Source organism: Pseudomonas sp. JV245A, from assembly GCF_032424515.1.
In the GTDB taxonomy this organism is placed as follows: Bacteria; Pseudomonadota; Gammaproteobacteria; order Pseudomonadales; family Pseudomonadaceae; genus Aquipseudomonas; species Aquipseudomonas protegens.
Genome location: NZ_VYKE01000004.1, coordinates 51344 through 74457 on the forward strand (window position 1 = coordinate 51344; position 23114 = coordinate 74457).

Consider the following 23114-nt stretch of genomic DNA (forward strand, 5'->3'; position numbering starts at 1 on the left):
ATTCACTCCTTGCCAGGTTGGGCAGGTACTTGGAAAACGTGGCGCAAGTAAGCGACGAAGTTCGGATCCTTGCAATGGGTCTTGCCCGCTTCATCGGAGATCTTGGCGACGGGCTGGCCATTGCAGGCAGCCATTTTAAGCACGATGCTCATCGGCTCGACACCGGGAATGTCACAGGTCAGGTTGGTGCCGATGCCGAAGCTGACATTGATCCGCCCCCGCAGCGCACGGAATATTTCCAGGGCGCGCGGCAGGCTCAGGCTGTCGGAGAACACCAGGGTCTTGCTCATCGGATCGATGCCCAGCTTGTGGTAGTGGGCGATGGCCTTTTCTGCCCAGAGGATCGGGTCGCCGGAGTCGTGGCGCAGGCCGTCGAACAGCTTGGCGAAGAACAGGTCGAAATCGCCGAGGAAGGCATCGGTGGTGATGCAATCCGTCAGGGCGATGCCCAGCAAGCCACGGTATTCGCGGACCCAGCAGTCGAGGGCGGCGATCTGGCTGTCGATCAGCCGCGGCCCCAGTTGCTGGTGGGCCATGATCCATTCGTGGGCCATGGTGCCCAGGGGTTTCATGTTCAGTTCCCGGGACAGGTGCACGTTGCTGGTGCCGACAAAACGTCCGGGGAAATCGTGCTTGAGCACGTTCACTACTTCTTCCTGGACTCGGTAGGAAAAGCGTCGGCGGGTGCCGAAATCCGCCACTTGCAGCTCGGAAAGTTCTTCGCTGCTGGCGTTGGCGGTCAGCCAGTCGAACTTGCGGTACAGCTGCTCGCGGGCCTGGACCAGCTGGATCTCGCGATAGCGGTAGCGGTTGCGCACCTCGCTGATGATGGCCAGCATCGGCACTTCGAACAGGATCACGTGCAGCCAGGGGCCGCGCAGGCGGATAAACAGCTCGCCGTCCTCGATGCCGGTATGCACGTAGCGCAGGTTGAAGCGAAACAGCCCGAGAAAGCGCAGGAAATCCGGCTTGAGGAAGCTGATTCGTTCGAGAAAGCCCAACTGGTCGGCGCTCAGGCTCAGTTCCGCCAGGCGCTCGAACTGGTAGCGGATCTCTGCCAGATAGGGCCGCAGGTCCTCGCTGTTACGGCAACGAAACTCCCATTCCACCTCGACGTTGGGGTAGTTGTGCAGCACCGCCTGCATCATGGTCAGTTTGTAGAAGTCGGTGTCGAGCAGGTTCTGCACGATGCGATCGGCAAACACACTCTCGCTCATAACGGGAATCTCCATGCTGGCCGCGACGGACAAGTGCGGCATTCAGCTCTTTCAATGAAGGCGCTAGTGGCGCATAGACGCGCAGCGCTTTGCCAGTGTTTTTTGTGGCGGGCCATTCTCCGGCCGTAGGAGCTGGCTTGCCAGCGAACGGATCTTCAGTCTTGAGCAGGGCTCAAGGGCCCCATCGCCGGCAAACCGGCTCCTACGGGAGGGGCGAGTCGTTGTGTTCGAGCATCCAGCGCACGAAGTCCCGGACCTTGGGCACTTCCGCCGAGTGTTCGGGGTAGGCCAGGTAATAGGCGTCCTGGCTGGGCATGGCGTATTCCCAGGCGATCACCAGCTTGCCTTCAGCCAGTTCTTCTTCCACCAGAAAACGTGGCAGCAGGGCGACCCCGCAGCCGACCTGGGCCGCACGAATGCACATATAGAAGGTTTCGAAGCGTGGGCCGTGGTAGCTGTGCTCGGTCTGGTAGCCCTGTTGGTCGAACCATTCGTGCCAGCCCTGGGGCCGTGAAGCGTTCTGCAACAGCACCAGTTCAGTGAGTTGCCTGGGGTCGGTCAAGGGCTCGGCGGGCAGGCTGTCAGGGGCGCAGACCGCCACCAGCTCTTCGCTGAACAGCTTCAGGCTCTCGGTGCCGGGGCGTGAACCCTGGCCAAAGTAGAAGGCCAGGTCGGCATGGCCCTGGAGCAGTTCGTCAGGCTCTTGCTCATTGCACAGGTCCAGGTGGATGTGCGGGTGGCGCAGTCGCCAGCCCTTGAGGCGCGGCACCAGCCAGCGGGCGCCAAAAGTGTAAGGCGTGGAGACTCGTAGGACTTCGGTCTCGCCGCCGTAGGAACGCAGGTAATGGGTAGACATCTCCACCTGGGTGAGGATCTTGCGCACCTCCACCAGGTACAGGTCGCCGGCCGGAGTCAGTTGCAGGCGCCGCCGTACCCGACGAAACAGCAGGTGTTGCAGCAGCTCTTCCAGTTGCGCCACTTGCTTGCTCACCGCGCTCTGGGTCAGGTTGAGCTCTTCGGCCGCACGGGTGAAGCTCAGGTGCCGGGTCACGGCCTCGAAGCACTGCAGGGCGGTGATCGACGGCAAGTAGCGTTTGTTGAGCATGGGTGGTCCTTGTTCTTATGGGTGCCAGCGAGCGGCTCAGCATGAATAAACGGAATGATATCTCGCTTAAAGGTCGTTTGTTGGCAAGTCTCGGGCCAGCTACAACTACTAGCCTTGATGGCCGTCGCAGCGGCCTGGTTCTTTCGCTTTCATCTGTAAGGAGTAACCCCATGGTTGCCGCATTGCTTGATCGTCTGGGTGTCAACCCGGCCCTGTACCAGTCGGGCACCCAGCCTGTGCACTCGCCCATCGACGGCAGCCGGATCGCCGCGGTGAACTGGCAGGGCGCCGCCGAGGTGGAGCAGCAGGTCAGTCGCGCAGAGCATGCATTCGCCCTGTGGCGCAAGGTGCCGGCACCCCGTCGCGGTGAGCTGGTGCGGCAATTCGGCGAGGTGCTGCGCGAGTACAAGGCCGACCTGGGGGAGCTGGTGTCCTGGGAAGCCGGCAAGATCACCCAGGAAGGCCTGGGGGAAGTGCAGGAAATGATCGACATCTGCGACTTCGCCGTCGGCCTGTCGCGCCAGCTCTACGGCCTGACCATCGCCTCCGAGCGCCCGGGCCACCACATGCGTGAAACCTGGCATCCCCTGGGGGTTGTCGGGGTGATCAGCGCCTTCAACTTCCCGGTAGCGGTCTGGGCCTGGAACACCACCCTGGCGCTGGTCTGCGGCAACCCGGTGATCTGGAAACCCTCGGAAAAGACCCCGCTCACCGCCCTGGCCTGCCAGGCGCTGCTGGAGCGCGTGTTGAAGAACTTCCAGGATGCTCCCGAATACCTGAGCCAGGTGATCATCGGCGGCCGTGATGCCGGTGCCGCCCTGGTGGACGATCCGCGGGTGGCCCTGATCAGCGCCACCGGCAGTACCCGTATGGGCCGCGAAGTGGCGCCCAAGGTGGCCGCGCGTTTTGCCCGCAGCATTCTCGAACTGGGGGGCAACAATGCCATGATTCTCGGCCCCAGCGCCGACCTGGACATGGCGGTGCGCGCCATCCTGTTCAGCGCCGTGGGTACCGCCGGCCAGCGTTGCACCACCCTGCGTCGCCTGATTGCCCACGAGTCGGTGAAAGAGGAAATCATCAGCCGCCTCAAGACGGCCTATTCCAAGGTGCGCATCGGCCATCCGCTGGAAGGCAACCTGATCGGCCCGCTGATCGACAAGCACAGTTTCGAGGCCATGCAGGATGCCCTGGAGCAGGCCCTGAGCGAGGGCGGCCGGGTCTTCGGCGGCCAGCGCCAGTTGCAGGACCAGTTCCCCAACGCCTACTACGTGTCGCCGGCCATCGTCGAAATGCCCGAGCAGAGCGAGGTGGTGTGCAGCGAAACCTTCGCGCCGATCCTCTATGTGATCGGCTACAACGACTTCGAAGAAGCGCTGCGCCTGAACAACGCCGTGCCTCAGGGCCTGTCGTCCTGCATCTTCACCACCGACGTGCGTGAAGCCGAGCAGTTCATGTCGGCGGTGGGCAGCGACTGCGGCATCGCCAACGTCAACATCGGCCCCAGCGGCGCAGAGATCGGCGGCGCCTTCGGCGGCGAGAAGGAAACCGGTGGCGGTCGCGAATCCGGCTCCGATGCCTGGCGCGGCTACATGCGGCGCCAGACCAACACCGTCAACTACTCCCGGGAGCTGCCGCTGGCCCAGGGCATCACCTTCGATTGAGTCTTTTCGCGAGCACGCTCGCTCCTACGGGGAGGTTTGTAGGAGCCAGCTTGTTGGCGAACAGCGGCAAGTGCGTTTCAGCGTCTGTGGTTCGTTGATTTCGGAGTCTGGCAATGGCGCTACAAGAACAATGTCTGTGGGAAACACTCACCCCGCAACGGCCTGACAGAGCGCCGCTCAAGGGCGAGCTGACGGCGGATGTGTGCATCATCGGCGCCGGCTTCACCGGGCTGTCGGCCGCCGTGCATTTGCTGGAGCAGGGCAAGCGGGTCTGTGTGGTCGAAGCCCACCGCGCGGGGCACGGCGGTTCAGGGCGCAACGTCGGGCTGGTGAACGCCGGCATGTGGATCCCGCCGGACGAGATCGAGGCCGGTTTCGGCGAGCAGGTGGGCAGCCAGCTCAACCGCATGCTCGGCGCGGCGCCGTCATTGGTGTTCAGCCTGGTGGACAAGTACCACATCGATTGCCAGCTGCGCCGCGAAGGCACTTTGCACATGGCCCACAACGCCCGGGGCGAGGCCGATCTGCGCAGCCGTGAAGAACAGTGGAAACGTCGCGGGGCCCCCGTGGAGTTGCTGAGCGGCGCGGCGTGCGAGGCGGCCACCGGCACTCGCAAGATTGCCGCGGCCCTGCTCGACCGGCGGGCGGGAACCCTCAACCCCATGGCTTACGTCAGCGGCCTGGCCAGGGCGGCGACGGAATTGGGCGGGCGTCTGTTCGACCATTCCCCGGTCACCCGCCTGGAGCGCCAGGGCCAGCGCTGGTCGGTGCAGACCGAGCAGGGCTCGGTGCTGGCCGAGCAGGTGGTGATCGCCTCCAACGCCTACACCGAAGGCGACTGGACCGAGCTGCGGCGCAACTTCTTCCCCGGCTACTACTACCAGGTGGCTTCCGCGCCCCTGACCGAAGAAGCGGCCCGGCAGATCCTGCCCGGGGGCCAGGGCTCCTGGGATACCCGACAGGTGCTCAGCAGCATCCGCCGGGATGCCGAGGGCCGCCTGTTGCTGGGCAGCCTGGGCAATGGCAGCCAGAAGCCCTTGTGGTTCCTCAAGGCCTGGGCCGACCGCGTACAGCAGCATTACTTCCCGTACCTCAAGCCGGTGGAGTGGGAATGCACCTGGACCGGCTGCATCGCCTTCACCCCCGACCACCTGATGCGCCTGTTCGAGCCGGCCCCGGGCCTGGTGGCTGTCACCGGTTACAACGGCCGGGGCGTGACCACCGGAACCGTGGTGGGCAAGGCCTTCGCCGACTACCTGTGCAACGGCGACCCCCAGGCCCTGCCGATCCCCTTCGCAGCCATGCAGCCCCTGGCCGGCGTGGGCTTGCGCAGTTGCCTGTACGAAGCCGGCTTCTCCCTCTACCACGCGGGCCAGTGCCTGCGAATTGTGATCTGAACAAGGAAATAGTGGGCGGCCGACGACGCTTTTCGATGCAGCGACTAGCCTGTAATGGTGCGGCTCGTAGCAGTCTCGCACCAGCAGTGTGCAGTTCGGTGACGCGAGCTGTTACAGCAGGGTTGCACGTTGAATTGTGTCGCGGTTGCAATGATGGCACGCATGGGTTGCGCCCATTAAAAAGCAGGGTTTTACCTTCCGCGGTTTAGACGGTTGCACGCCCAATAAAAAAGGGCTCGAAACAGTCGAAATAACAATAAGACAGCGACTTTTTTCAGAATAAAAAACCACTGGCACGGCGCTTGCTCTGAGCAACCTTAGTGAAGTCGCAGTGCCAACTAAAAAAACCTTGGAGCACCACCTCATGTCCCAGACGTTTTACAAGAAAGGCTTTCTGGCCCTCGCAGTGGCAACTGCGCTGGGTGTTTCTGCGTTTGCTCAAGCCGACCTGAAGATCGGTGTAGCGGGTCCCATGACAGGCGCCAACGCGGCATTTGGCGAGCAGTACATGAAGGGTGCACAGGCAGCGGCTGACGAGATCAACGCCAAGGGCGGGGTCAACGGCGAGAAGATCGTCCTGGTCAAGGGCGATGACGCCTGTGAACCCAAGCAGGCGGTGGCAGTGGCCAACCGCCTGGTGGACCAGGACAAGGTGGCCGGCGTGGTCGGGCACTTCTGCTCCTCGTCGACCATTCCGGCTTCCGAGGTGTACAGCGACGCCGGTGTGATTGCCATCACCCCGGGCTCCACCAACCCCCAGGTCACCGAGCGTGGCCTCTCCGCGATGTTCCGTATGTGCGGGCGTGACGACCAGCAGGGCATCGTCGCCGGTGACTACATCATCGATGTGCTCAAGGGCAAGAAAGTCGTGGTGCTGCACGACAAGGACACCTACGGCCAGGGCCTGGCGGATGCCACCAAGGCACAGTTGACCAGGCGCGGCGTGACCCCGGTGCTGTACGAGGGCCTGACCCGTGGCGAGAAAGACTTCAGCGCCGTGGTGACCAAGATCCGCGCCGCCGGCGCCGACGTGGTGTACTTCGGCGGCCTGCATCCGGAAGCCGGTCCGCTGGTACGCCAACTGCGCGAGCAGGGCCTGAAGGACGTCAAGTTCATGTCCGACGACGGCATCGTTACCGACGAATTGGTGACCACCGCCGGTGGCCCGCAATACGTTGACGGCGTGTACATGACCTTCGGCGCCGACCCGCGCCTGCTGCCGGACAGCAAGGCCGTGGTGGATGCCTTCCGCAAGGCCGGCACCGAGCCTGAGGGCTATACCCTGTACGCTTATGCCTCGATCCAGGCCCTGGCGGCCGGCTTCGGCGGCGCCAAGTCCAACAAGGGCGAAGATGCGGCCAAATGGCTCAAGGCCAATCCGGTGAAAACCGTGATGGGCGAGAAGTCCTGGGACGCCAAGGGTGACCTCAAGGTTTCCGACTACGTGGTCTATCAGTGGGACAAGGACGGCAAGTACCACCAGCTGGAAAAACAGAAGTGACATGAGTCCGAACGGGCCGGTACCACCCCCTGGTACCGGTCCCTGCTCGTGCAGTACTTGCCTTTTCTCGTAGAGCTGCACAACGGACGTGTTGCGCAGACGGGTGATCCCTGTCCGGCGTCGACGGCCTGTGCAGTCTCTCAAGTCCGTGAGATTGCGTTATGGATGGTATTTTCCTGCAGCAACTGATCAATGGGCTGACCCTCGGGTCCGTCTACGGTCTGATCGCCATCGGCTACACAATGGTCTATGGCATCATCGGCATGATCAACTTCGCCCACGGCGAGGTTTACATGATTTCCGCCTACCTCGCGGCAATCAGTCTGGCTCTGCTGGCCTATTTCGGCATTGAATCCTTCCCGCTACTCATTCTCGGCACGTTGATCTTCACCGTCGTGGTGACGGGGATCTATGGCTGGGTCATCGAGCGTGTGGCCTACAAACCCCTGCGCAACTCCACCCGACTGGCACCGCTGATCAGCGCCATCGGCATTTCACTGATCCTGCAGAACTACGCGCAGATCAGCCAAGGCGCCAAGCAGCAAGGGGTTCCGACCCTGCTGGCCGGGGCCTGGAAAGTCGATATCGGCACAGGCTTCGTGCAGCTCACCTACACCAAGATCTTCATCCTGGTTGCGGCGTTCGCCGGCATGGCACTGCTCACCTACATCATCAAGTACACCAAGCTCGGGCGTATGTGCCGGGCCACCCAGCAAGACCGCAAGATGGCCTCGATCCTCGGCATCAACACCGACCGGGTGATCTCCTACGTGTTCGTCATCGGCGCGGCCATGGCGGCCCTGGCCGGGGTGCTGATCACCATGAACTACGGCACGTTCGACTTCTATGCCGGCTTCGTCATCGGCATCAAGGCGTTCACCGCGGCGGTACTCGGCGGCATCGGCTCGCTGCCTGGGGCGATGCTCGGCGGAATCATCCTCGGCATCTCCGAGTCGCTGTTCTCCGGCTTGATCAACTCCGACTACAAAGACGTGTTCAGTTTCTCGCTGCTGGTGCTGATCCTGATCTTCCGTCCCCAAGGCCTGCTGGGTCGCCCACTCGTGGCGAAGGTGTAAGTATGTCTGCTGCCAATAAACCGATTGATATCAAAAAGAGCGTCATCGACGCCGTGCTGGCCGGGCTGATCTCGCTGATCGTGTTTGGCCCCATCGTGGGTGTGGTGCTCGATGGCTACAGTTTCAACCTGCAGCCGACTCGCGTGGCCTGGCTGGTAGCCATTGTCATGGCCGGCCGGCTGGCCCTGAGCCTGTTCCTGCAAACCCCCAAGGGCCTGAAGATTCTCCAGGGCTTTGAAAGCACCGGCTCCGGCGTGCATGTGCTGGCGCCGGACTACAAGTCGCGGCTGCGCTGGATCATCCCGGCCCTGATCGTGATCGCCATCGTGTTTCCGTTCTTCGCCAACAAGTACCTGCTGACCGTGGTCATTCTCGGGTTGATCTACGTACTGCTGGGCCTGGGGCTGAACATCGTGGTGGGGCTGGCGGGCCTGCTGGACCTGGGTTACGTGGCGTTCTACGCCATCGGCGCCTACGGCCTGGCCCTGGGTTACCAGTACCTGGGCCTGGGCTTCTGGACCGTGCTGCCCCTGGCGGCGATTGCCGCGGCCCTGGCGGGGTGCATATTGGGCTTCCCGGTGCTGAGGATGCACGGCGACTACCTGGCCATCGTGACCCTGGGCTTCGGCGAGATCATCCGCCTGGTGCTCAATAACTGGCTGTCCTTCACCGGTGGCCCCAACGGCATGCCGGTGCCGTCGCCGACTTTCCTGGGCCTGGAGTTCGGCCGCAAGGCCAAGGACGGCGGGGTGCCGTTTCATGAGTTCTTCGGCCTGGAATACAACCCCAACCTGAAATTCCTGTTCATCTACATCGTGCTGTTCCTGGTGGTGCTGCTGGTGCTCTACATCAAGCACCGGCTGACCCGCATGCCCGTGGGGCGGGCCTGGGAAGCCCTGCGTGAAGACGAGATCGCCTGCCGCGCCATGGGCCTGAACCATGTGCTGGTCAAACTCTCGGCCTTCACCATCGGTGCTTCCACCGCCGGGCTGGCCGGGGTGTTCTTCGCCAGCTACCAGGGCTTCGTCAACCCGTCGTCGTTCACCTTCTTCGAATCGGCGCTGATCCTGGCCATCGTGGTGCTGGGGGGCATGGGCTCGACGGTGGGCGTGGTGATCGCGGCCTTCGTGCTGACTGTGGCGCCGGAGTTGCTGCGCAGCTTCTCCGAGTACCGGGTGCTGCTGTTCGGCATTCTCATGGTGTTGATGATGATCTGGCGACCGCGAGGGCTGATCCGCATCAGCCGCACCGGCGTCACTCCACGCAAAGGTGCTCTGACTGAGGGGAACGCGCCATGAGCGAATACATTCTTTCGGTCGAAAACCTGATGATGCACTTCGGTGGCATCAAGGCCCTCAGCGACGTCAGCCTGAAGGTCAAGCGCAACTCGATCTTCGCCCTGATCGGCCCCAACGGCGCCGGCAAGACCACGGTGTTCAACTGCCTGACCGGCTTCTACAAGGCCTCCGGCGGGCGCATCGAGCTCAATACCCGGGGCCGGCAGACCAACGTCATCAAGCTCCTGGGCGAGCCCTTTCGCGCCACCGACTTCGTCTCGCCGAAAAGCTTCGCCAGCCGCCTGTACTACAAGATGTTCGGCGGCACCCACCTGGTGAACCGCGCCGGGCTGGCGCGGACCTTCCAGAACATTCGCCTGTTCAAGGAAATGTCCGTGGTGGAAAACCTGCTGGTGGCCCAGCACATGTGGGTCAACCGCAACCTGCTGGCGGGCATCCTCAACACCAAGGGCTACCGCAAGGCGGAAAGCGCCGCCCTGGACCATGCCTTCTACTGGCTGGAGGTGGTGGACCTGGTGGACTGCGCCAACCGCCTGGCCGGCGAGTTGTCCTACGGCCAGCAACGGCGCCTGGAGATCGCCCGGGCCATGTGCACCCGGCCGCAGATCATCTGCCTCGACGAGCCGGCCGCCGGCCTCAACCCCCAGGAAACCGAAGCGCTGAGCGCGATGATCCGGCTGCTGCGCGACGAGCACGACCTGACCGTGGTGCTGATCGAACACGACATGGGCATGGTGATGAGTATTTCCGACCACATCGTGGTGCTCGACCACGGCAACGTGATCGCCGAGGGCGGCCCGGAGGCGATCCGCAATGATCCGAAAGTGATTGCCGCCTACCTGGGTGCCGACGAAGAGGAACTGGCATGACTCAACCTATCCTCGAACTCAAGGACCTGGACGTGTACTACGGCCCGATCCAGGCCCTGAAGAAAGTCTCGCTGCACATCAACGAAGGGGAAACCGTGAGCCTGATCGGCTCCAACGGCGCCGGCAAGTCGACCCTGCTGATGTCGATCTTCGGCCAGCCCCGGGCGGAGTCCGGGCAGATTCTCTATCGCGGTGTGGACATCACCCATAAGTCGTCCCACTACATCGCCTCCAACGGTATCGCCCAGTCCCCGGAAGGGCGCCGGGTGTTCCCCGACATGACCGTGGAGGAAAACCTGCTGATGGGCACCATCCCCATTGGCGACAAGTACGCCAATGAGGACATGCAGCGCATGTTCGAGCTGTTTCCCCGGCTCAAGGAACGGCGTACCCAGCGGGCCATGACCATGTCTGGCGGCGAGCAGCAGATGCTGGCCATTGCCCGGGCATTGATGAGCCGGCCCAAGTTGCTGCTGCTGGATGAGCCGAGCCTGGGCCTGGCGCCGATCGTGGTGAAGCAGATCTTCGCCACCTTGAGGGAGTTGGCGGCCACCGGCATGACCATCTTCCTGGTGGAGCAGAACGCCAACCACGCGCTGAAGCTCTCGGACCGCGCCTACGTGATGGTCAACGGCGAGATCCGCCTGAGCGGCACCGGCAAGGAACTGCTGGTCAACGAGGAGGTGCGCAACGCTTACCTGGGCGGCCACTGACCGTCCGCTCTGTGGATAAAGCATGCCCCGCCGGCCCGCGCCGCCGGGGCATTGTTATGCCCACCCCATCCCGTCCTCCCCTGTAGGCGCTGGCTTGCCAGCGAAGGGGGCCGCCTGACCGCCTTTCTGATTTCACCGAGCGCCGACTGGCGCTTTGCGCCTGCACCAAGCCTGTGTCCGGTAATTGTGGAAAACATTCCTGGCAAGCTGCTTTAACGCGGCATAAAGACGCTGCAAACAGTTGTTTTTCCACTGTTTTGACTTGTCCCCGTTTGCTGTGGAGCGGGCTGTGGGTAACGTGGGTGTAGCTGGCTGCAAGCCTTTAACCACGTGGCTTGCAGGCGATTGGTTGTTTTTTGATCGGTGCTTTTTGTGGGAGCTGAAGGTGCGCTTGTCAACCTTTTTATTGTCGCAGCTGTACCTGGAAAAGGGTTGGGATAAGCCTGTGGATAAGTCTGTGATTAAACTCTGGAAAGACGGCTCTGAGCGGCGTAGTTACTGGCCTCTGGCCTTGTCAACCTTGACCGTGCGGTCATCTTTGCCCGGGCCGGCTGCATGGACCCGCGGTCCGGGTCAAGCAAAAAACTTCTGCTGGACCCGCGCAGGCCCTGTGGATAGCGGCTTTCAGCCCTTTGCACTTGCCCCCAAAGACTGTGGACCGGCCTGTGGATAAGGTGCGTGCACATGGCTGCAGGCCATGTAACCCGTGGCTTGGCGCCTGGTGAGTGTTTTTTGTACAGCGAGCATCGGGCGCGCTCACCGCTTGCGGCTCTTTACGGCCAACGGCGCGGTTGCCGGTAGGAGCCGGCCCGGGCATGCTGCGAAGCGTTTTTTATCGAAACGGCGGCTCGCCACCCAGCAAGGAGAACACCATGACTTCCACACTGTTCATTACGGGCGCGACTTCCGGTTTTGGCGAAGCCTGCGCCCGGCGCTTTGCCGCAGCCGGCTGGTCCCTGGTACTGACCGGCCGCCGCGAGGAGCGCCTCAGCGCCCTGTGCGCGGAGCTGTCCAAACAGACCGAGGTGCATGGCCTGGTGCTCGATGTGCGCGACCGCAAAGCTATGGAAGAGGCCATCGCCCAGTTGCCGCCTTCGTTCAGCAAGCTGCGCGGGCTGATCAACAACGCCGGCCTGGCCCTGGGCGTGGACCCGGCGCCCAAGTGCGACCTGGATGACTGGGACACCATGGTCGACACCAACATCAAGGGCCTGATGTACAGCACCCGCCTGCTGCTGCCACGGTTGATCGCCCATGGCCGCGGCGCAGGCATCGTCAACCTGGGCTCCATCGCCGGCAACTACCCGTACCCGGGCAGCCACGTCTATGGCGCGAGCAAGGCCTTCGTCAAACAGTTCTCCCTGAACCTGCGCTGCGACCTGCAGGGCACCGGCGTGCGCGTCACCAACATCGAGCCGGGGCTGTGCGAAAGCGAGTTCTCCCTGGTGCGCTTCGCCGGTGACCAGGCACGCTACGACGCCACCTACGCCGGGGCCGAGCCAATCCAGCCCGAGGACATCGCCGACACCATTTTCTGGGTGCTCAATACCCCGGCACACGTCAACATCAACAGCCTGGAGCTGATGCCTGTGAGCCAGACCTGGGCCGGTTTCGCCATCGAACGCAACGCCAAGTCATGAGCCCCCTGTAGCCGCTGCCGCAGGCTGCGACAGGGCCGCAGGGCCCTCCAGCGCCCGCAAGATCTTGCGCCTCCTGCGGAGGCGGTCGCAGCCTCGCCATCGCTCGGCAGCGGCTACAGTTGTACTCGGATACACATAAGCTGATTCGTTTCAGCTTGTGGTCAGCCCTGACAGGTTAGAATTCCCGCCAGAAATTTCGCCGCTGCCTCACACGAGGCGGCGTTTTTGAAGTTCGATAGGAGGAATCGTGAGTAACCGAGGTGAGCAGGCTCTGCTCAAACAATCGACCGTACTGATGTTCGCCGTGGCGATCGCCGGTATCGTCACGGGTTTTGTTTCTGGCGCCCAATCCATCCTGTTCGATGGATTTTTTTCGCTGATCGCCACCTTCATCAAGGTCCTGATGCTGATCACCGCCAAGCTGATCGCCAAGGAAAGCAACCACCGTTTCCAGTTCGGCTTCTGGCACCTGGAACCCATGGTGCTGCTGATCGAAGGCAGCTTCCTGATGCTGATCGCCATCTACGCCTTCCTCAATGGGGTGTTCGGCATCATCAACGGTGGCCGCGAGGTCGAGCTGGGGCTGGTGATTTTCTATGCAGCGTTTTTCGCCGTGGCGGAGTTCGCCTACTTCTTCTACGTGCGCCGGCGTAACCGCAAGCTCAAGTCGTCGCTGATCCAGTTCGACAACATCAGCTGGCTGGTGGACGCGATGCTATCGGTGGGGCTGCTGGTGAGCTTCATCATCGCCTTGCTGCTCAAGCAGTACGGGCACGGCCAGTGGGCGGTGTATGTCGACCCGGCGATCCTGATCCTGCTGGCCCTGAGCATGTTGCCGCCGGCGCTGAAGATCCTGCGCCCGGCCCTGCGTGATGTGCTGGGGATCGCCCCGGACCAGTTGGACGAAAAGGTCCGCAATGTGATGGAGCAGGCCAAGGCTGCCCATGGTTTCGACGACTACATCAGCTACGTGCAGAAGCACGGTCGGGCGCGGTTCATCGAGATCCATATCGTCCTGCCGGCGCACTATCCGCTGCAGGATGTGGCGACTCTGGACAGCTTGCGCGAGGAGATTTCCAGCCAGTTGGGAGAGGCCGACGCAGCACGCTGGCTGACCATCAGCTTTACCGGGGATCGCAAGTGGATCGCTTGATGGGCGGCGCCTGTTTCGCCGGCAAGCCGGCTCCTACAACACCGCGTAGGAGCCGGCTTGCCGGGGAAGGGCCTCAGGCAAAATATTCCGCCAGCCCGCGATAGCAGGTCGCCAGGTGATAAGGCGTGGTCGAGGGCATATCCCGCCGGCTGACCGCGCCGCTGGCATCCAGGCATTCATTCCAGCCCCCTGCATGCAGGAAATGCGCTTGCAGCGCCTTTAGCTGACGCAGCAAGGGCGCCTGGCCAGCCGGGCGCAAGGTCAGGGCACGCAGGTATTCGGCCTGGGCCCAGATACGCTGGGTGGCGTCCTTGACGCCGGCTCGGGGCGGCAGTTCGAGCATGGCGCACACGGCGCCGCTCTCGGGCTCGACTCCCAGTTGCTCGGTGAAGGCGAAGGCTCGTTCCACGGAAGAGTGCAGGGCGCTGCCGCGCAGTAACTGTGACGAGGCCAGCAGGAAGTACCACTCGAACTGGTGCCCCGGCTCGAACCAGTTATCCACAGCTCCCAGGGGCTTCTCCATCATCACCCCGTGCTGCGGGTCGATGAACTGCTGCTGCATGGCCTGGCACAGTTCCAGCAACGCGGCTTGCACCGCAGCGTCCTCGCGTACGGCCAGGATCGCGAGAAAGGCTTCGGCCAGGTGCATCAGTGGATTCTGCAGCGGCCCCGAACCCAATATGCACCAGTCCTCGGCGAGGCTGGCTTCGTAGAGCCCGTCGCCGCGGGCGAAGCGCTGGGCTACCACTTCCAGGGCGGCGTTGAGCACCGACTCCACCAGCGGCTCGCGGACCTTGGCCCAGTAGTGAGCGCAGGCGAAGAGGATGAAGGCGTGGGTGTAGAGGTCCTTGCGCCTATCCAGCGGCGCGCCTTCGGGGTCGATGCTGTAGAACCAGCCGCCGTGCTCGGCGTCGTGAAAGTGCCGCTGCAGCGAGCGGAACAGCGCGGCGGCGCGCTCCTGGGCAAAGGGCGCGGCGGCATCGCCGATCAATTGGGAGAACAGATACAACTGCCGGGCACAGGCCATGGCTCGATAGCGCTGCGGCGGCAGCGGCCGATGCTCGGCGTCCAGCGCCTCATAGGGCAGCGCCAACTGCGGATTCCAGCCCGGGCCTTGCCACAGCGGCACTATCACCTTGTGGAAATGCTGCTGCATGGCGTTGAACAGAGCGCTCGATTCAGGCGAGGTGGCGGAGCGGGATACATCGGGCATTGGCTGGCGTCGTCACGGCAGTTTTGAATGCGCGACATGTTACCAGAGAAGCCCCACAAGGCGGCTTGCCCGCCGAGTACGACCTGCTGGCAGGAGCTGGCTTGCCAGCGAAGGCGGCCCAAAGATCACCTCAGTCTTGCAGGAGCTGGCTTGCCTGCGAACGCGGCCCGCAAGACCGCCTTCGCCGGCACGCCGGCTCCTGCAGATGAAGCAGGGATCAGCCTGCCAGCAACCACACGCCCGTAGCGGCCGAGGCCGCACCGGCCAGGCGCACCAGCGGCGCTGCCGCCTGAGGCAGTACCCGTACCACGGCATAACCGGCGGCATGCAAGGCAGCGGTAGCGGCCACGAAACCCATGGCATAGGCCCAGGGGCTGGACATGTCCGGCAGTTCCAGGCCGTGGGCCACGCCATGGAACAGGGCAAACAGCGCGGTGGCGGCAATCGCCAGGCTCAGGGGCGGGCGCACGGCCAGGGCCACGGCCAGGCCCAGGGCCAATACCGAGGCGGCGATGCCGCTTTCCAGGGCCGGCAACTCCAGGCCCTCGAAGCCCAGCACACCACCGATCAGCATGGTGCCGACGAAGGTGCAAGGCAGCGCCCAGCGCGCGGCGCCTTGCTGCTGGGCGGCCCACAGGCCGACAGCGAGCATGGCCAGCAGGTGGTCGAGGCCGCTGATGGGGTGGCTGATACCGGCCATCAGGCCGTTGTCGCCATGGCCCGGGTGGGCGAAGGCCAGGGCCGGGGTCAGCAGCAGGGCCAGGGCCCCGAGGATGCGTTTTAGGGTCATGGAGTGGCTTTCCTTGTTGAGCGGATTGGGTTCGGGGATCAGGCAGCGGTGAGCAGGCCCTGGCGTTCGATGAAGGCGATGATGTCCGCCAGGCCCTGGCCGGTTTTCTGGTTGCTGAAGACGAACGGCTTGCCGCCGCGCATGCGCTGGGTATCGCTGTTCATCATCTCCAGGGAGGCTCCCACCAGCGGCGCCAGGTCGATCTTGTTGATCACCAGCAGGTCGGATTTGCAGATGCCCGGACCGCCCTTGCGCGGCAGCTTGTCACCGGCGGAAACGTCGATCACATAGATGGTCAGATCGGAGAGTTCGGGGCTGAAGGTGGCCGAGAGGTTGTCGCCGCCGGACTCCACCAGGATCAGGTCGAGCCCGGGAAAGCGCCGGTTCAACTGGTCCACCGCTTCCAGATTGATCGAGGCGTCTTCGCGGATCGCGGTGTGCGGGCAGCCGCCGGTTTCCACGCCGATGATCCGTTCCGGCGCCAGGGCCTCATTGCGTACCAGGAAGTCGGCGTCTTCGCGGGTGTAGATATCGTTGGTCACCACCGCCAGGTTGTAGCGCTCGCGCAGGGCCAGGCACAGGGCCAGGGTCAGGGCGGTTTTACCGGAGCCCACCGGGCCGCCGATGCCGACGCGCAGAGGTTGTGCGTTCATGAGTTTCTCCTAGGAACGGAACAGGCGGCTGTACTGGCGCTCGTGGGCCATGCTCGCCAGGGACAGGCCGAAAGCGGCGCTGCCATGATGGTTGGGGTCAAGGTTCGCGGCGTGGTGCTGGGCTTGCTGCAACAGTGGCAGCAGCTCGCTGGTCAGGCGCTGGGCGGCCTGCTGGCCCAGGGGCAGGGTCTTCATCAGCACCGCCAGCTGGTTCTCCAGCCAGCTCCACAGCCAGGCGGCCAGGGCGTCCGCCGGGCTGATGCCCCAGGCCCGTGCCGCCAGGGCCCAGCCCAGGGCCAGGTGTGGTTCGTCCTGGTGCGTCAGCAGTTCCCTGGCATCGCTGTCCAGTTCCGGCAAACCCTCCAGCAGTTGCTTGAGGGAATAACCCATCTGCCGGCTTTCCTGGTAAAGCTCGCGGGTTTCGCGGCTGGCCCGATGTTCCTCGCTCAACTGCTGCAAGCGGGCCCAGTCCTGGTCCGCTGCGGCCTGGCAGTGGGCGAGCAGCAGCGGTGCTTCGAAGCGTGCCAGGTTCAGCAGCAGTTGATCGCTGATCCAGCGGCGGGCGCTGGCCTGATCATTTACCCGCTGCTGCTCCACGGCCATTTCCAGGCCCTGGGAATAGCTGTAGCCGCCAATCGGCAACTGCGGGCTGGCCAGGCGCAGCAGGGCCCAGGCCGGGTTCATGGGCGGACGCCGAACTGGTGCAGGCGCGGCGGATAGTTGAAGTCTTCATCGCCGTGGCGCGAATGATGGTGGCCGCCGCCATAGGCGCCATGCTCGGGCTGGAACGGTGCCTCAAGGGGCGCGGTGCTGGCCCCCAGCTGTTCGAGCATGGCCTTGAGCACATAGTCGTCCAGCAGGCGCAGCCAGCCGTCACCCACCTGCAGGGCCACGTGGCGGTTGCCCAGGTGATAGGCGGCGCGGGTCAGTTCGAAGGCGTTGCGGCAGGTGACGTGCAGCAGGGCTTCCGGGCGGGCGCAGACCTTGACGATGCGCCCGTCCTCGGCCTCCAGGAACTCACCATCGTGCAGCGGTGGCTGGCCCCGCTCCAGAAACAGGCCGACGTCTTCACCGGCGGCACTGAAACAGCGCAGGCGGCTTTTGCTGCGGGCCTCGTAAGTCAGGTGCAGTTCGGCGGACCAGGTGGCTTGGGGGGCGGTTCTGCGGTGGATCACCAGCATCGGAAAGCTTCCAGCTATGAGCGATGCACAAGCCAGAGCAAGGGCCTTGCCAATCACTCGGTGGAGAGGGAAAACCCTTTCTCGATGCCGGAACTGCGCCTGAAAAAGGGGCAAAACCTTGTTTCATCTTGTTACAAATTGATGCGCTGAGCTGATTTATAGCACTGAGTTGGTGCGCGGGAAATGTTTTTGCTGCAATCCGGTGCCCGGCGGGCAGGCAGGCGCAAACGCGCAGCCCAGAGCGGGGCGCATAGTGTGAAGGGGGAGCGGTGCGGGCGAGTTACTCGGTGCTGCCCAGGCCTTGCCAGTGCTTGAGGCCGATGAAGATGAAGCGCAGTTGCTGGGTGATCTTGGCCTGGGGCGTGAGGTGTTCGGGCAGGGCCTGGGCCGGGGGATCGATGATGTCGGGCAGGGTGGCGAACACGCTTTTGACGATCAGGTCGGCCATGACGCTGAGATCGGCGGCGTCCAGGTGCTGGAGCTTGGGCATCAGGGTGAGGTCGGCGGCGAGGTCCGAACTGATGTTCTCGCGCAAGGTGGCGATGGCCTGGCGAACCGGCAGTGAGCCGCCGTACTGCTCTCGGGCCAGAAACAGGAACTGCGAGCGCTTGGCTTCCACTACATCGAGGAAGATGCGTACCGAGGCATCGATGATGCCGCCCATGACGAATTCATTGTGGCGCACCAGGCGGATGGTTTCGCGAAAGGTCTGGCCGACTTCGCTGACCAGTTCCAGGCCCAGTTGGTCCATGTCGCTGAAGTGCCGGTAGAAACCGGTGGGCACGATACCCGCGGCTTTCGCCACTTCCCGCAGGCTCAGGCTGCCAAACCCACGGCCACACTCCATCAGGTGCCGGGCGGCATCCATCAGGGCGTTGCGGGTCTGTTGCTTCTGTTCGGCGCGGGGCAGCATCGGCGGGGCGTTCTTTGCTCAATGGGAGCGGCGCACTCTAGCAAATCAACTTTGCCGGAGTCGAACTGCTGTCAGAGACAGGCGGGAGAGGCAGGGGGAAAAATGCAGCTGCTATAAAAGTCAAAGCCCGATCCAGGGATCGGGCTTTTTTCCAGGGCCAGCATGGCCTCAGCTCGCAGCTTGATGACGTTCGGCCAGGCGATCAGCACCGCCTTCGGCAACGGTCTGACCTTGAGGTGTACGGCTGTAGCCATCTTCCACCAGGCCTTTCTCTTCCAGGCGATCACGGCCGCCTTCAGCTACGTTTTGACCTTGTGGGGTGCGGTCGTAGCCATCTTCGGCGACGTTCTGGCCTTGAGGTGTACGGTCGTAGCCATCTTCGGCAACGTTCTGGCCTTGAGGGGTGCGATCATAGCCGTCTTCGGCAACGCTCTGGCCTTGTGGAGTACGGTCATAACCGTCGGCAGCGACTTTGTTGCGTTCGATCAGGCGATCCGAACCGCCTTCGGCCAGGGTCTGGGTGAACACGCTGTGGCTGGCCTTGACCTGTGGGGTGGCTTGTTCAGCGGCTGGCAGGGCGAAGGCGTTGGCAGCCAGAACAGATAAGGCGAGGCTCAGTAAAAGTTGGCGTTTCATGATGGGTTGCTCCTTGGTAGGGCGATAAATTGGGTACGGAGCTAATGTTACCGCCGCTAAATCGATATAAAAGTTCATAAACACAATGGTAATAATCAACGGAATTGATTGTTTGCCGCGAAGGCTCTAGCTCGGGCGTTAACGCCGATTGCTTTTGCACCAGGGTGGGTATTTTCGACTCACTGCCGCTTCAGGGAGGGGCGGCTCGAGGTAACACAAAGCTGTCCGAGTGATCAGGAAAGCAGGTTTTTTCAGCGGATCGGGTAGCCGGATTAAACCTGCGCAGGCTTTGTCAGTCGTAGTTTTCATGGCCGGTGATTTTTCCATCGGCAGTTCATCGATGCGTCGTGGTTGGGCGCTCAGTTGTCTTCAGGAGCCTCGTGCAATGACGCGCACTCGTAAAATTCTCGCCTGGTCCATCACTGGCCTGATCCTGCTACTGGCGGTGCTGGTACTGGTGATCGCGTTCTTCGATTGGAACCGGATCAAACCCACGCTCAATGCCAAGGTCTCCGAGGAGTTGCACCGGCCCTTCGCGATCAATGGCGATTTGTCGGTGGTCTGGCAACGCGAACCTGACGAAGGTGGCTGGCGGGCCTGGGTGCCCTGGCCTCACGTGGTGGCCCAGGACCTGACCCTGGGCAACCCGGACTGGTCCAAGGCGCCGCAGATGGTCAGCCTCAAGCGGGTTGAGCTGCGCATTTCGCCTCTGGCCCTGCTGGCGCAACGGGTGAGCATTCCGCGCATCGACCTTACCGAGCCCGACGCCGCGTTGCAGCGCCTGGCCGACGGGCGCGCCAACTGGACTTTCAAGTTCGACCCCAAGGACCCGAACGCCGAACCGTCCAACTGGACGGTGGACATCGGTGCCATCGGTTTCGACAAGGGCCACGTGACCCTCGATGACCAGAGCCTGAAGACCCAGCTGGACCTGCAGGTGGAACTGCTCGGCAAGCCGATCCCGTTCAGCGATATCGTCGGTGAAAGTGAAGCGAAGAAGGTGGCCGAGAAAGGCGCCGAGGCCCAGGCCTATGCCTTCGCCCTCAAGGTCAAGGGCCAGTATCACGGGCAGAAGCTCGCCGGCACCGGCAAGATCGGCGGCCTGCTGGCCTTGCAGGATTCCCGCAAGCCGTTTCCGCTGCAGGCCCAGGCGCAGATCGGCGACACCAAGGTGGAGCTGCGCGGCAGCCTGACCGACCCGCTGAACCTCGGCGCCCTGGATCTGCGCCTGAAGCTGGCGGGCACCAGCCTGGGCAACCTCTACCCGCTGACCGGGGTGACCCTGCCGGATTCGCCGCCCTATTCCACCGACGGCCACCTGACCGCCAAGCTGCACGATCCGGCGGGCGCGACCTTCAGTTACCAGGACTTCAACGGCAAGATCGGCGACAGCGACATCCACGGCAACCTGACCTACGTGGCCAGCCAGCCACGGCCCAAGCTCAGTGGCGCGCTGGTGTCCAACCAGTTGCTGATGAGCGACCTGGCGCCGCTGATCGGCGCCGACTCCAACGCCAAGCAGAAGGCCCGGGGCGGCGAGAGCAAGCAGCCGGCGGACAAGGTGCTGCCGGTGGAAGAGTTCCGCACCGAGCGCTGGCGGGACATGGACGCCGATGTGGAATTCACCGGCAAGCGCATCGTCCACAGCGCCGAGCTGCCGTTCACCGATCTGTACACCCACCTGGTGCTCAACGACGGCCAGCTCAGCCTGGAGCCCCTGCGCTTCGGCGTGGCCGGCGGCAAGCTCGACGCCCAGATCCGCCTCAACGGCCACACCACGCCGCTGGAGGGCCGGGCCAGGCTGACGGCGCGCAATTTCAAGCTCAAGCAACTGTTCCCCACCTTCGAACCGATGAAGACCAGCTTTGGCGAGCTCAATGGCGATGCCGACATCGCCGGTCGCGGCAACTCGGTGGCGGCCCTGCTGGGCAGCGCCAACGGTGACCTGAAGATGCTGATCAACGATGGCGCCATCAGCCGCAGCCTGATGGAAATCGCCGGGCTCAACGTCGGCAACTATGTGGTCGGCAAGATGTTTGGCGACAAGGAAGTGAAGATCAATTGCGCGGCGGCCGACTTCGGCATCAAGAGCGGCCTGGCGACTTCCCGGCTGTTCGTCTTCGACACCGAGAACGCCATCATCTACATCGATGGCACCGCCAATATGGCCAGCGAGCAACTGGACCTGACCATCACTCCGGAATCCAAGGGCCTGCGCCTGTTCTCCCTGCGCTCGCCGCTTTATGTACAGGGCAAGTTCATCCAGCCCAGTGCCGGGGTCAAGGCCGTGCCCCTGGTACTGCGCGGTGCCGGCATGGTGGCCCTGGGGGTGATCGCCGGGCCGGCGGCGGGGCTGCTGGCGCTGGTGGCGCCCAGCGGCGATGAGCCCAACCAGTGCGCGCCGCTGTTGCAGCAGATGCGCTCGGGCAAGGCACCGGTGACGGTGAAACCGACTCATTAAGGGCCAGGGCGCGCGGCCAGAAAAAAGCCCGCCGCTGCAGGCAGGGCGGGCTTGGGGGAGAGGGCGTTACAGGTCGTTGAGGATGTCTGCCATGTCGTCGGCGTGTTCTTCTTCCTGGGCCAGGATCTCTTCGAACAGGCGGCGGGTGGTGGGGTCCTTGTCACCGATGTACTGGATGATCTCGCGGTAGCTGTCGACCGCGATGCGCTCCGCCACTAGGTCTTCGTAGACCATTTCCTTCAAGGTGTTGCCGGCCACGTACTGGGCATGGGAGTGCTTGGACAGCAGGTCGGGGTTGAACTCCGGTTCGCCACCGAGCTGGACGATGCGCTCGGCCAGTTTGTCGGCGTGCTCGGCTTCCTGGGTGGCGTGTTCGAGGAACTCGCTGGCGGCGACGCTGGCCTTGATCCCGTTGGCCATGAAGTAGTGGCGCTTGTAGCGCAACACACAGACCAGCTCGGTGGCCAGCGACTCGTTGAGCAGGCGCAGTATCTCCTCGCGATCGGCGTTGTAGCCCTCGGTCACGGCTCCGTTTTCCACGTGTTGGCGGGCCCGTTCGCGCAGGGTGTTCACATCAGACAAATGCATGTCGCTCATCTCGATCTCCTGGAGGCTAATCCGATTTACGCCAGGCTCTGTTGGCCTGATCGCTACCTTGGTTGTGAGTCGCGGCGGCGGCAAAAAGTTTTATCGGATGTGCCCGGCGGTCAACTGCGTGCCAGTGGCGGGTGCCCGGCCAGCAATGATTCCTGCTGCAGCCATTGAAGAAAGGCGCGCACCGGCGGATGGCGCTCGCGGCCGGGCACGCACAGGGCGCTGTAGCCGGCGCCGTCCACCTGGACTTCGGGTCGGTAGGGCTGCAGCAGGCCGCTGGCCACGCTCTGGGACACCAGGATGTCGCTGGCCAGGACCAGGCCCTGGCCGGCAATGGCCGCTTGCAGGGCGTACTGTTCCTCGTCGTAGGAGCGGATCAGCGGCGCGTCATCGAACCAGCTTTCCCCGGCCTGGGCGCACCAGGCCTGCCAACCGTCGGCATACAGCCGGGAGTTGCGCCAGTGCACGCTGATCAGGGTCGGCGCCTGCTGGCGGGCCAGGGCCACCTGCTGGGGCGAGCCGTAGACTGCGAAACGTTCGTCGAACAGGCACAGGCCGTGCAGGTCCAGGTAGCCCTCCTGGCTGTAGCGGATCGCCACGTCGATGCTGGCGTCCTGTTGCAGGTCCACCACCTCGCACTGGGTATCCAGGCGCAGGCTGATGCCGGGGTGCCGGGCATAGAAGCGCCCCAGCCGCGGTACCAGCCACAGGGCGGCAAAGGCCGCGGTGGTGGAAACGGTCAGTTGGGCATTGCTGGGTGTGGGCCGCAGCGTATCGACACTCTGGGTCACTTCCAAAAGAGCACCGTGCAAGCTGTGAAACAAGCGCTGGCCGGGCTCGGTCAGGCGCACCTGGCGCGGCAGTCGTTCGAACAGCGCCACCCCCAGCCAGTGCTCCAGGCTGCGGATCTGGTGCGACACCGCGGTGGGCGTCACCGACAGGTCCTCGGCGGCGGCCTTGAAACTCAGCAGGCGCGCGGCGGACTCGAAAGTGCGCAGGGCGGTGAGGGGCAGGTGGGCGAACATTGAGTGCTCCATGGCTGA

At 63.5% G+C, this 23114-nt stretch carries 21 protein-coding genes; 10 read left to right on the top strand and 11 right to left on the bottom strand.

Going from position 1 to position 23114, the window contains the following annotated elements:
* Positions 1-2: 2 nt before the first annotated feature.
* Both pncB and F6S12_RS02320 read right to left on the bottom strand, forming a co-directional pair.
* A complete protein-coding gene (pncB, locus tag F6S12_RS02315) occupies positions 3-1217 on the bottom strand; it encodes a nicotinate phosphoribosyltransferase (RefSeq protein WP_015633947.1) in 1215 nt (404 codons plus the stop codon).
* 202 nt (positions 1218-1419) lie between these two features.
* On the bottom strand, positions 1420-2322 hold the full coding sequence (locus F6S12_RS02320) for a LysR family transcriptional regulator (RefSeq protein ID WP_015633948.1): 903 nt from the start codon (positions 2320-2322) through the stop codon (positions 1420-1422).
* 170 nt (positions 2323-2492) lie between these two features.
* Here F6S12_RS02320 and F6S12_RS02325 point away from each other — a divergent pair, with 170 nt between their 5' ends.
* The 9 genes from F6S12_RS02325 to F6S12_RS02365 all read left to right on the top strand — a co-directional run bounded on the left by F6S12_RS02325 (position 2493) and on the right by F6S12_RS02365 (position 13630).
* A complete protein-coding gene (locus F6S12_RS02325) occupies positions 2493-3983 on the top strand; it encodes an aldehyde dehydrogenase family protein (protein ID WP_011058964.1) in 1491 nt (496 codons plus the stop codon).
* Positions 3984-4096: 113 nt separating this feature from the next.
* On the top strand, positions 4097-5380 hold the full coding sequence (locus F6S12_RS02330; RefSeq protein WP_065364889.1) for an NAD(P)/FAD-dependent oxidoreductase: 1284 nt from the start codon (positions 4097-4099) through the stop codon (positions 5378-5380).
* Positions 5381-5744: 364 nt separating this feature from the next.
* Positions 5745-6881 carry a branched-chain amino acid ABC transporter substrate-binding protein gene (locus F6S12_RS02335; RefSeq protein ID WP_152685905.1) on the top strand — a complete coding sequence of 379 codons (1137 nt, stop codon included), beginning with the start codon at positions 5745-5747 and terminating at the stop codon, positions 6879-6881.
* 161 nt (positions 6882-7042) lie between these two features.
* Complete coding sequence (locus F6S12_RS02340; protein WP_011058967.1) at positions 7043-7957, top strand: ABC transporter permease subunit; 915 nt, start codon at positions 7043-7045, stop codon at positions 7955-7957.
* 2 nt (positions 7958-7959) lie between these two features.
* Positions 7960-9255: a high-affinity branched-chain amino acid ABC transporter permease LivM gene (livM, locus tag F6S12_RS02345; RefSeq protein WP_011058968.1), complete on the top strand. Its 1296-nt coding sequence runs from the start codon at positions 7960-7962 to the stop codon at positions 9253-9255.
* Entirely contained in the window at positions 9252-10124 is an 873-nt protein-coding gene (locus tag F6S12_RS02350; protein WP_011058969.1) for an ATP-binding cassette domain-containing protein, read from the top strand. The genes livM and F6S12_RS02350 overlap by 4 nt, the downstream gene beginning before the upstream one ends.
* Positions 10121-10837, top strand: a complete 717-nt coding sequence (locus F6S12_RS02355; protein ID WP_011058970.1) for an ABC transporter ATP-binding protein — start codon at positions 10121-10123, stop codon at positions 10835-10837. Before F6S12_RS02350 ends, F6S12_RS02355 begins: the two co-directional genes overlap by 4 nt.
* 872 nt (positions 10838-11709) lie before the next feature.
* Positions 11710-12477 carry an SDR family oxidoreductase gene (locus tag F6S12_RS02360; RefSeq protein WP_041115482.1) on the top strand — a complete coding sequence of 256 codons (768 nt, stop codon included), beginning with the start codon at positions 11710-11712 and terminating at the stop codon, positions 12475-12477.
* 247 nt (positions 12478-12724) lie between these two features.
* Positions 12725-13630 (top strand): cation diffusion facilitator family transporter, encoded by a 906-nt coding sequence (locus F6S12_RS02365; protein WP_236185727.1) that lies wholly within the window; start codon positions 12725-12727, stop codon positions 13628-13630.
* Positions 13631-13703: 73 nt separating this feature from the next.
* Here F6S12_RS02365 and F6S12_RS02370 read toward each other — a convergent pair whose 3' ends face one another.
* The 7 genes from F6S12_RS02370 to F6S12_RS02400 all read right to left on the bottom strand — a co-directional run bounded on the left by F6S12_RS02370 (position 13704) and on the right by F6S12_RS02400 (position 19016).
* Positions 13704-14843 carry an AGE family epimerase/isomerase gene (locus F6S12_RS02370; RefSeq protein WP_315868689.1) on the bottom strand — a complete coding sequence of 380 codons (1140 nt, stop codon included), beginning with the start codon at positions 14841-14843 and terminating at the stop codon, positions 13704-13706.
* Positions 14844-15060: 217 nt separating this feature from the next.
* Positions 15061-15633 (bottom strand): HupE/UreJ family protein, encoded by a 573-nt coding sequence (locus tag F6S12_RS02375; RefSeq protein WP_041115486.1) that lies wholly within the window; start codon positions 15631-15633, stop codon positions 15061-15063.
* 38 nt (positions 15634-15671) lie between these two features.
* The gene (gene ureG / locus F6S12_RS02380; protein WP_011058975.1) at positions 15672-16286 is read right to left on the bottom strand and encodes an urease accessory protein UreG; all 615 of its coding nucleotides are present in this window, start codon (positions 16284-16286) and stop codon (positions 15672-15674) included.
* Positions 16287-16295: 9 nt separating this feature from the next.
* On the bottom strand, positions 16296-16970 hold the full coding sequence (locus F6S12_RS02385; protein ID WP_011058976.1) for an urease accessory protein UreF: 675 nt from the start codon (positions 16968-16970) through the stop codon (positions 16296-16298).
* Positions 16967-17467: an urease accessory protein UreE gene (ureE, locus tag F6S12_RS02390; RefSeq protein WP_015633955.1), complete on the bottom strand. Its 501-nt coding sequence runs from the start codon at positions 17465-17467 to the stop codon at positions 16967-16969. Before ureE ends, F6S12_RS02385 begins: the two co-directional genes overlap by 4 nt.
* A gap of 280 nt (positions 17468-17747) precedes the next feature.
* Positions 17748-18380, bottom strand: coding sequence for a TetR family transcriptional regulator (locus tag F6S12_RS02395; RefSeq protein ID WP_011058978.1), 633 nt, complete (start codon positions 18378-18380; stop codon positions 17748-17750).
* A 168-nt stretch (positions 18381-18548) separates the two neighbouring features.
* Positions 18549-19016 carry a hypothetical protein gene (locus F6S12_RS02400; protein WP_011058979.1) on the bottom strand — a complete coding sequence of 156 codons (468 nt, stop codon included), beginning with the start codon at positions 19014-19016 and terminating at the stop codon, positions 18549-18551.
* Between the two features lie 385 nt (positions 19017-19401).
* Here F6S12_RS02400 and F6S12_RS02405 point away from each other — a divergent pair, with 385 nt between their 5' ends.
* Positions 19402-21477 carry an AsmA family protein gene (locus tag F6S12_RS02405; protein ID WP_015633956.1) on the top strand — a complete coding sequence of 692 codons (2076 nt, stop codon included), beginning with the start codon at positions 19402-19404 and terminating at the stop codon, positions 21475-21477.
* A 66-nt stretch (positions 21478-21543) separates the two neighbouring features.
* Here F6S12_RS02405 and F6S12_RS02410 read toward each other — a convergent pair whose 3' ends face one another.
* Together F6S12_RS02410 and F6S12_RS02415 are read right to left on the bottom strand one after the other, a co-directional pair.
* Positions 21544-22074, bottom strand: coding sequence for a bacterioferritin (locus tag F6S12_RS02410; protein ID WP_015633957.1), 531 nt, complete (start codon positions 22072-22074; stop codon positions 21544-21546).
* A gap of 110 nt (positions 22075-22184) precedes the next feature.
* Positions 22185-23108, bottom strand: coding sequence for a LysR substrate-binding domain-containing protein (locus tag F6S12_RS02415; RefSeq protein ID WP_162470465.1), 924 nt, complete (start codon positions 23106-23108; stop codon positions 22185-22187).
* Positions 23109-23114: the final 6 nt, after the last annotated feature.

Bases quoted from the DNA above. Each gene is read 5' to 3' on its own strand.
- livM (WP_011058968.1), top strand. From the start codon at position 7,960: ATGTCTGCTGCCAATAAACCGATTGATATCAAAAAGAGCGTCATCGAC.
- F6S12_RS02370 (WP_315868689.1), bottom strand. From the start codon at position 14,843: ATGCCCGATGTATCCCGCTCCGCCACCTCGCCTGAATCGAGCGCTCTG.
- F6S12_RS02340 (WP_011058967.1), top strand. From the start codon at position 7,043: ATGGATGGTATTTTCCTGCAGCAACTGATCAATGGGCTGACCCTCGGG.
- F6S12_RS02395 (WP_011058978.1), bottom strand. From the start codon at position 18,380: ATGCTGCCCCGCGCCGAACAGAAGCAACAGACCCGCAACGCCCTGATG.
- F6S12_RS02330 (WP_065364889.1), top strand. From the start codon at position 4,097: ATGGCGCTACAAGAACAATGTCTGTGGGAAACACTCACCCCGCAACGG.
- F6S12_RS02375 (WP_041115486.1), bottom strand. From the start codon at position 15,633: ATGACCCTAAAACGCATCCTCGGGGCCCTGGCCCTGCTGCTGACCCCG.
- ureE (WP_015633955.1), bottom strand. From the start codon at position 17,467: ATGCTGGTGATCCACCGCAGAACCGCCCCCCAAGCCACCTGGTCCGCC.
- F6S12_RS02405 (WP_015633956.1), top strand. From the start codon at position 19,402: ATGACGCGCACTCGTAAAATTCTCGCCTGGTCCATCACTGGCCTGATC.
- pncB (WP_015633947.1), bottom strand. From the start codon at position 1,217: ATGAGCGAGAGTGTGTTTGCCGATCGCATCGTGCAGAACCTGCTCGAC.
- F6S12_RS02410 (WP_015633957.1), bottom strand. From the start codon at position 22,074: ATGAGCGACATGCATTTGTCTGATGTGAACACCCTGCGCGAACGGGCC.
- F6S12_RS02415 (WP_162470465.1), bottom strand. From the start codon at position 23,108: ATGGAGCACTCAATGTTCGCCCACCTGCCCCTCACCGCCCTGCGCACT.
- F6S12_RS02325 (WP_011058964.1), top strand. From the start codon at position 2,493: ATGGTTGCCGCATTGCTTGATCGTCTGGGTGTCAACCCGGCCCTGTAC.
- F6S12_RS02350 (WP_011058969.1), top strand. From the start codon at position 9,252: ATGAGCGAATACATTCTTTCGGTCGAAAACCTGATGATGCACTTCGGT.
- F6S12_RS02385 (WP_011058976.1), bottom strand. From the start codon at position 16,970: ATGAACCCGGCCTGGGCCCTGCTGCGCCTGGCCAGCCCGCAGTTGCCG.
- F6S12_RS02355 (WP_011058970.1), top strand. From the start codon at position 10,121: ATGACTCAACCTATCCTCGAACTCAAGGACCTGGACGTGTACTACGGC.
- F6S12_RS02360 (WP_041115482.1), top strand. From the start codon at position 11,710: ATGACTTCCACACTGTTCATTACGGGCGCGACTTCCGGTTTTGGCGAA.
- F6S12_RS02400 (WP_011058979.1), bottom strand. From the start codon at position 19,016: ATGAAACGCCAACTTTTACTGAGCCTCGCCTTATCTGTTCTGGCTGCC.
- F6S12_RS02320 (WP_015633948.1), bottom strand. From the start codon at position 2,322: ATGCTCAACAAACGCTACTTGCCGTCGATCACCGCCCTGCAGTGCTTC.
- ureG (WP_011058975.1), bottom strand. From the start codon at position 16,286: ATGAACGCACAACCTCTGCGCGTCGGCATCGGCGGCCCGGTGGGCTCC.
- F6S12_RS02335 (WP_152685905.1), top strand. From the start codon at position 5,745: ATGTCCCAGACGTTTTACAAGAAAGGCTTTCTGGCCCTCGCAGTGGCA.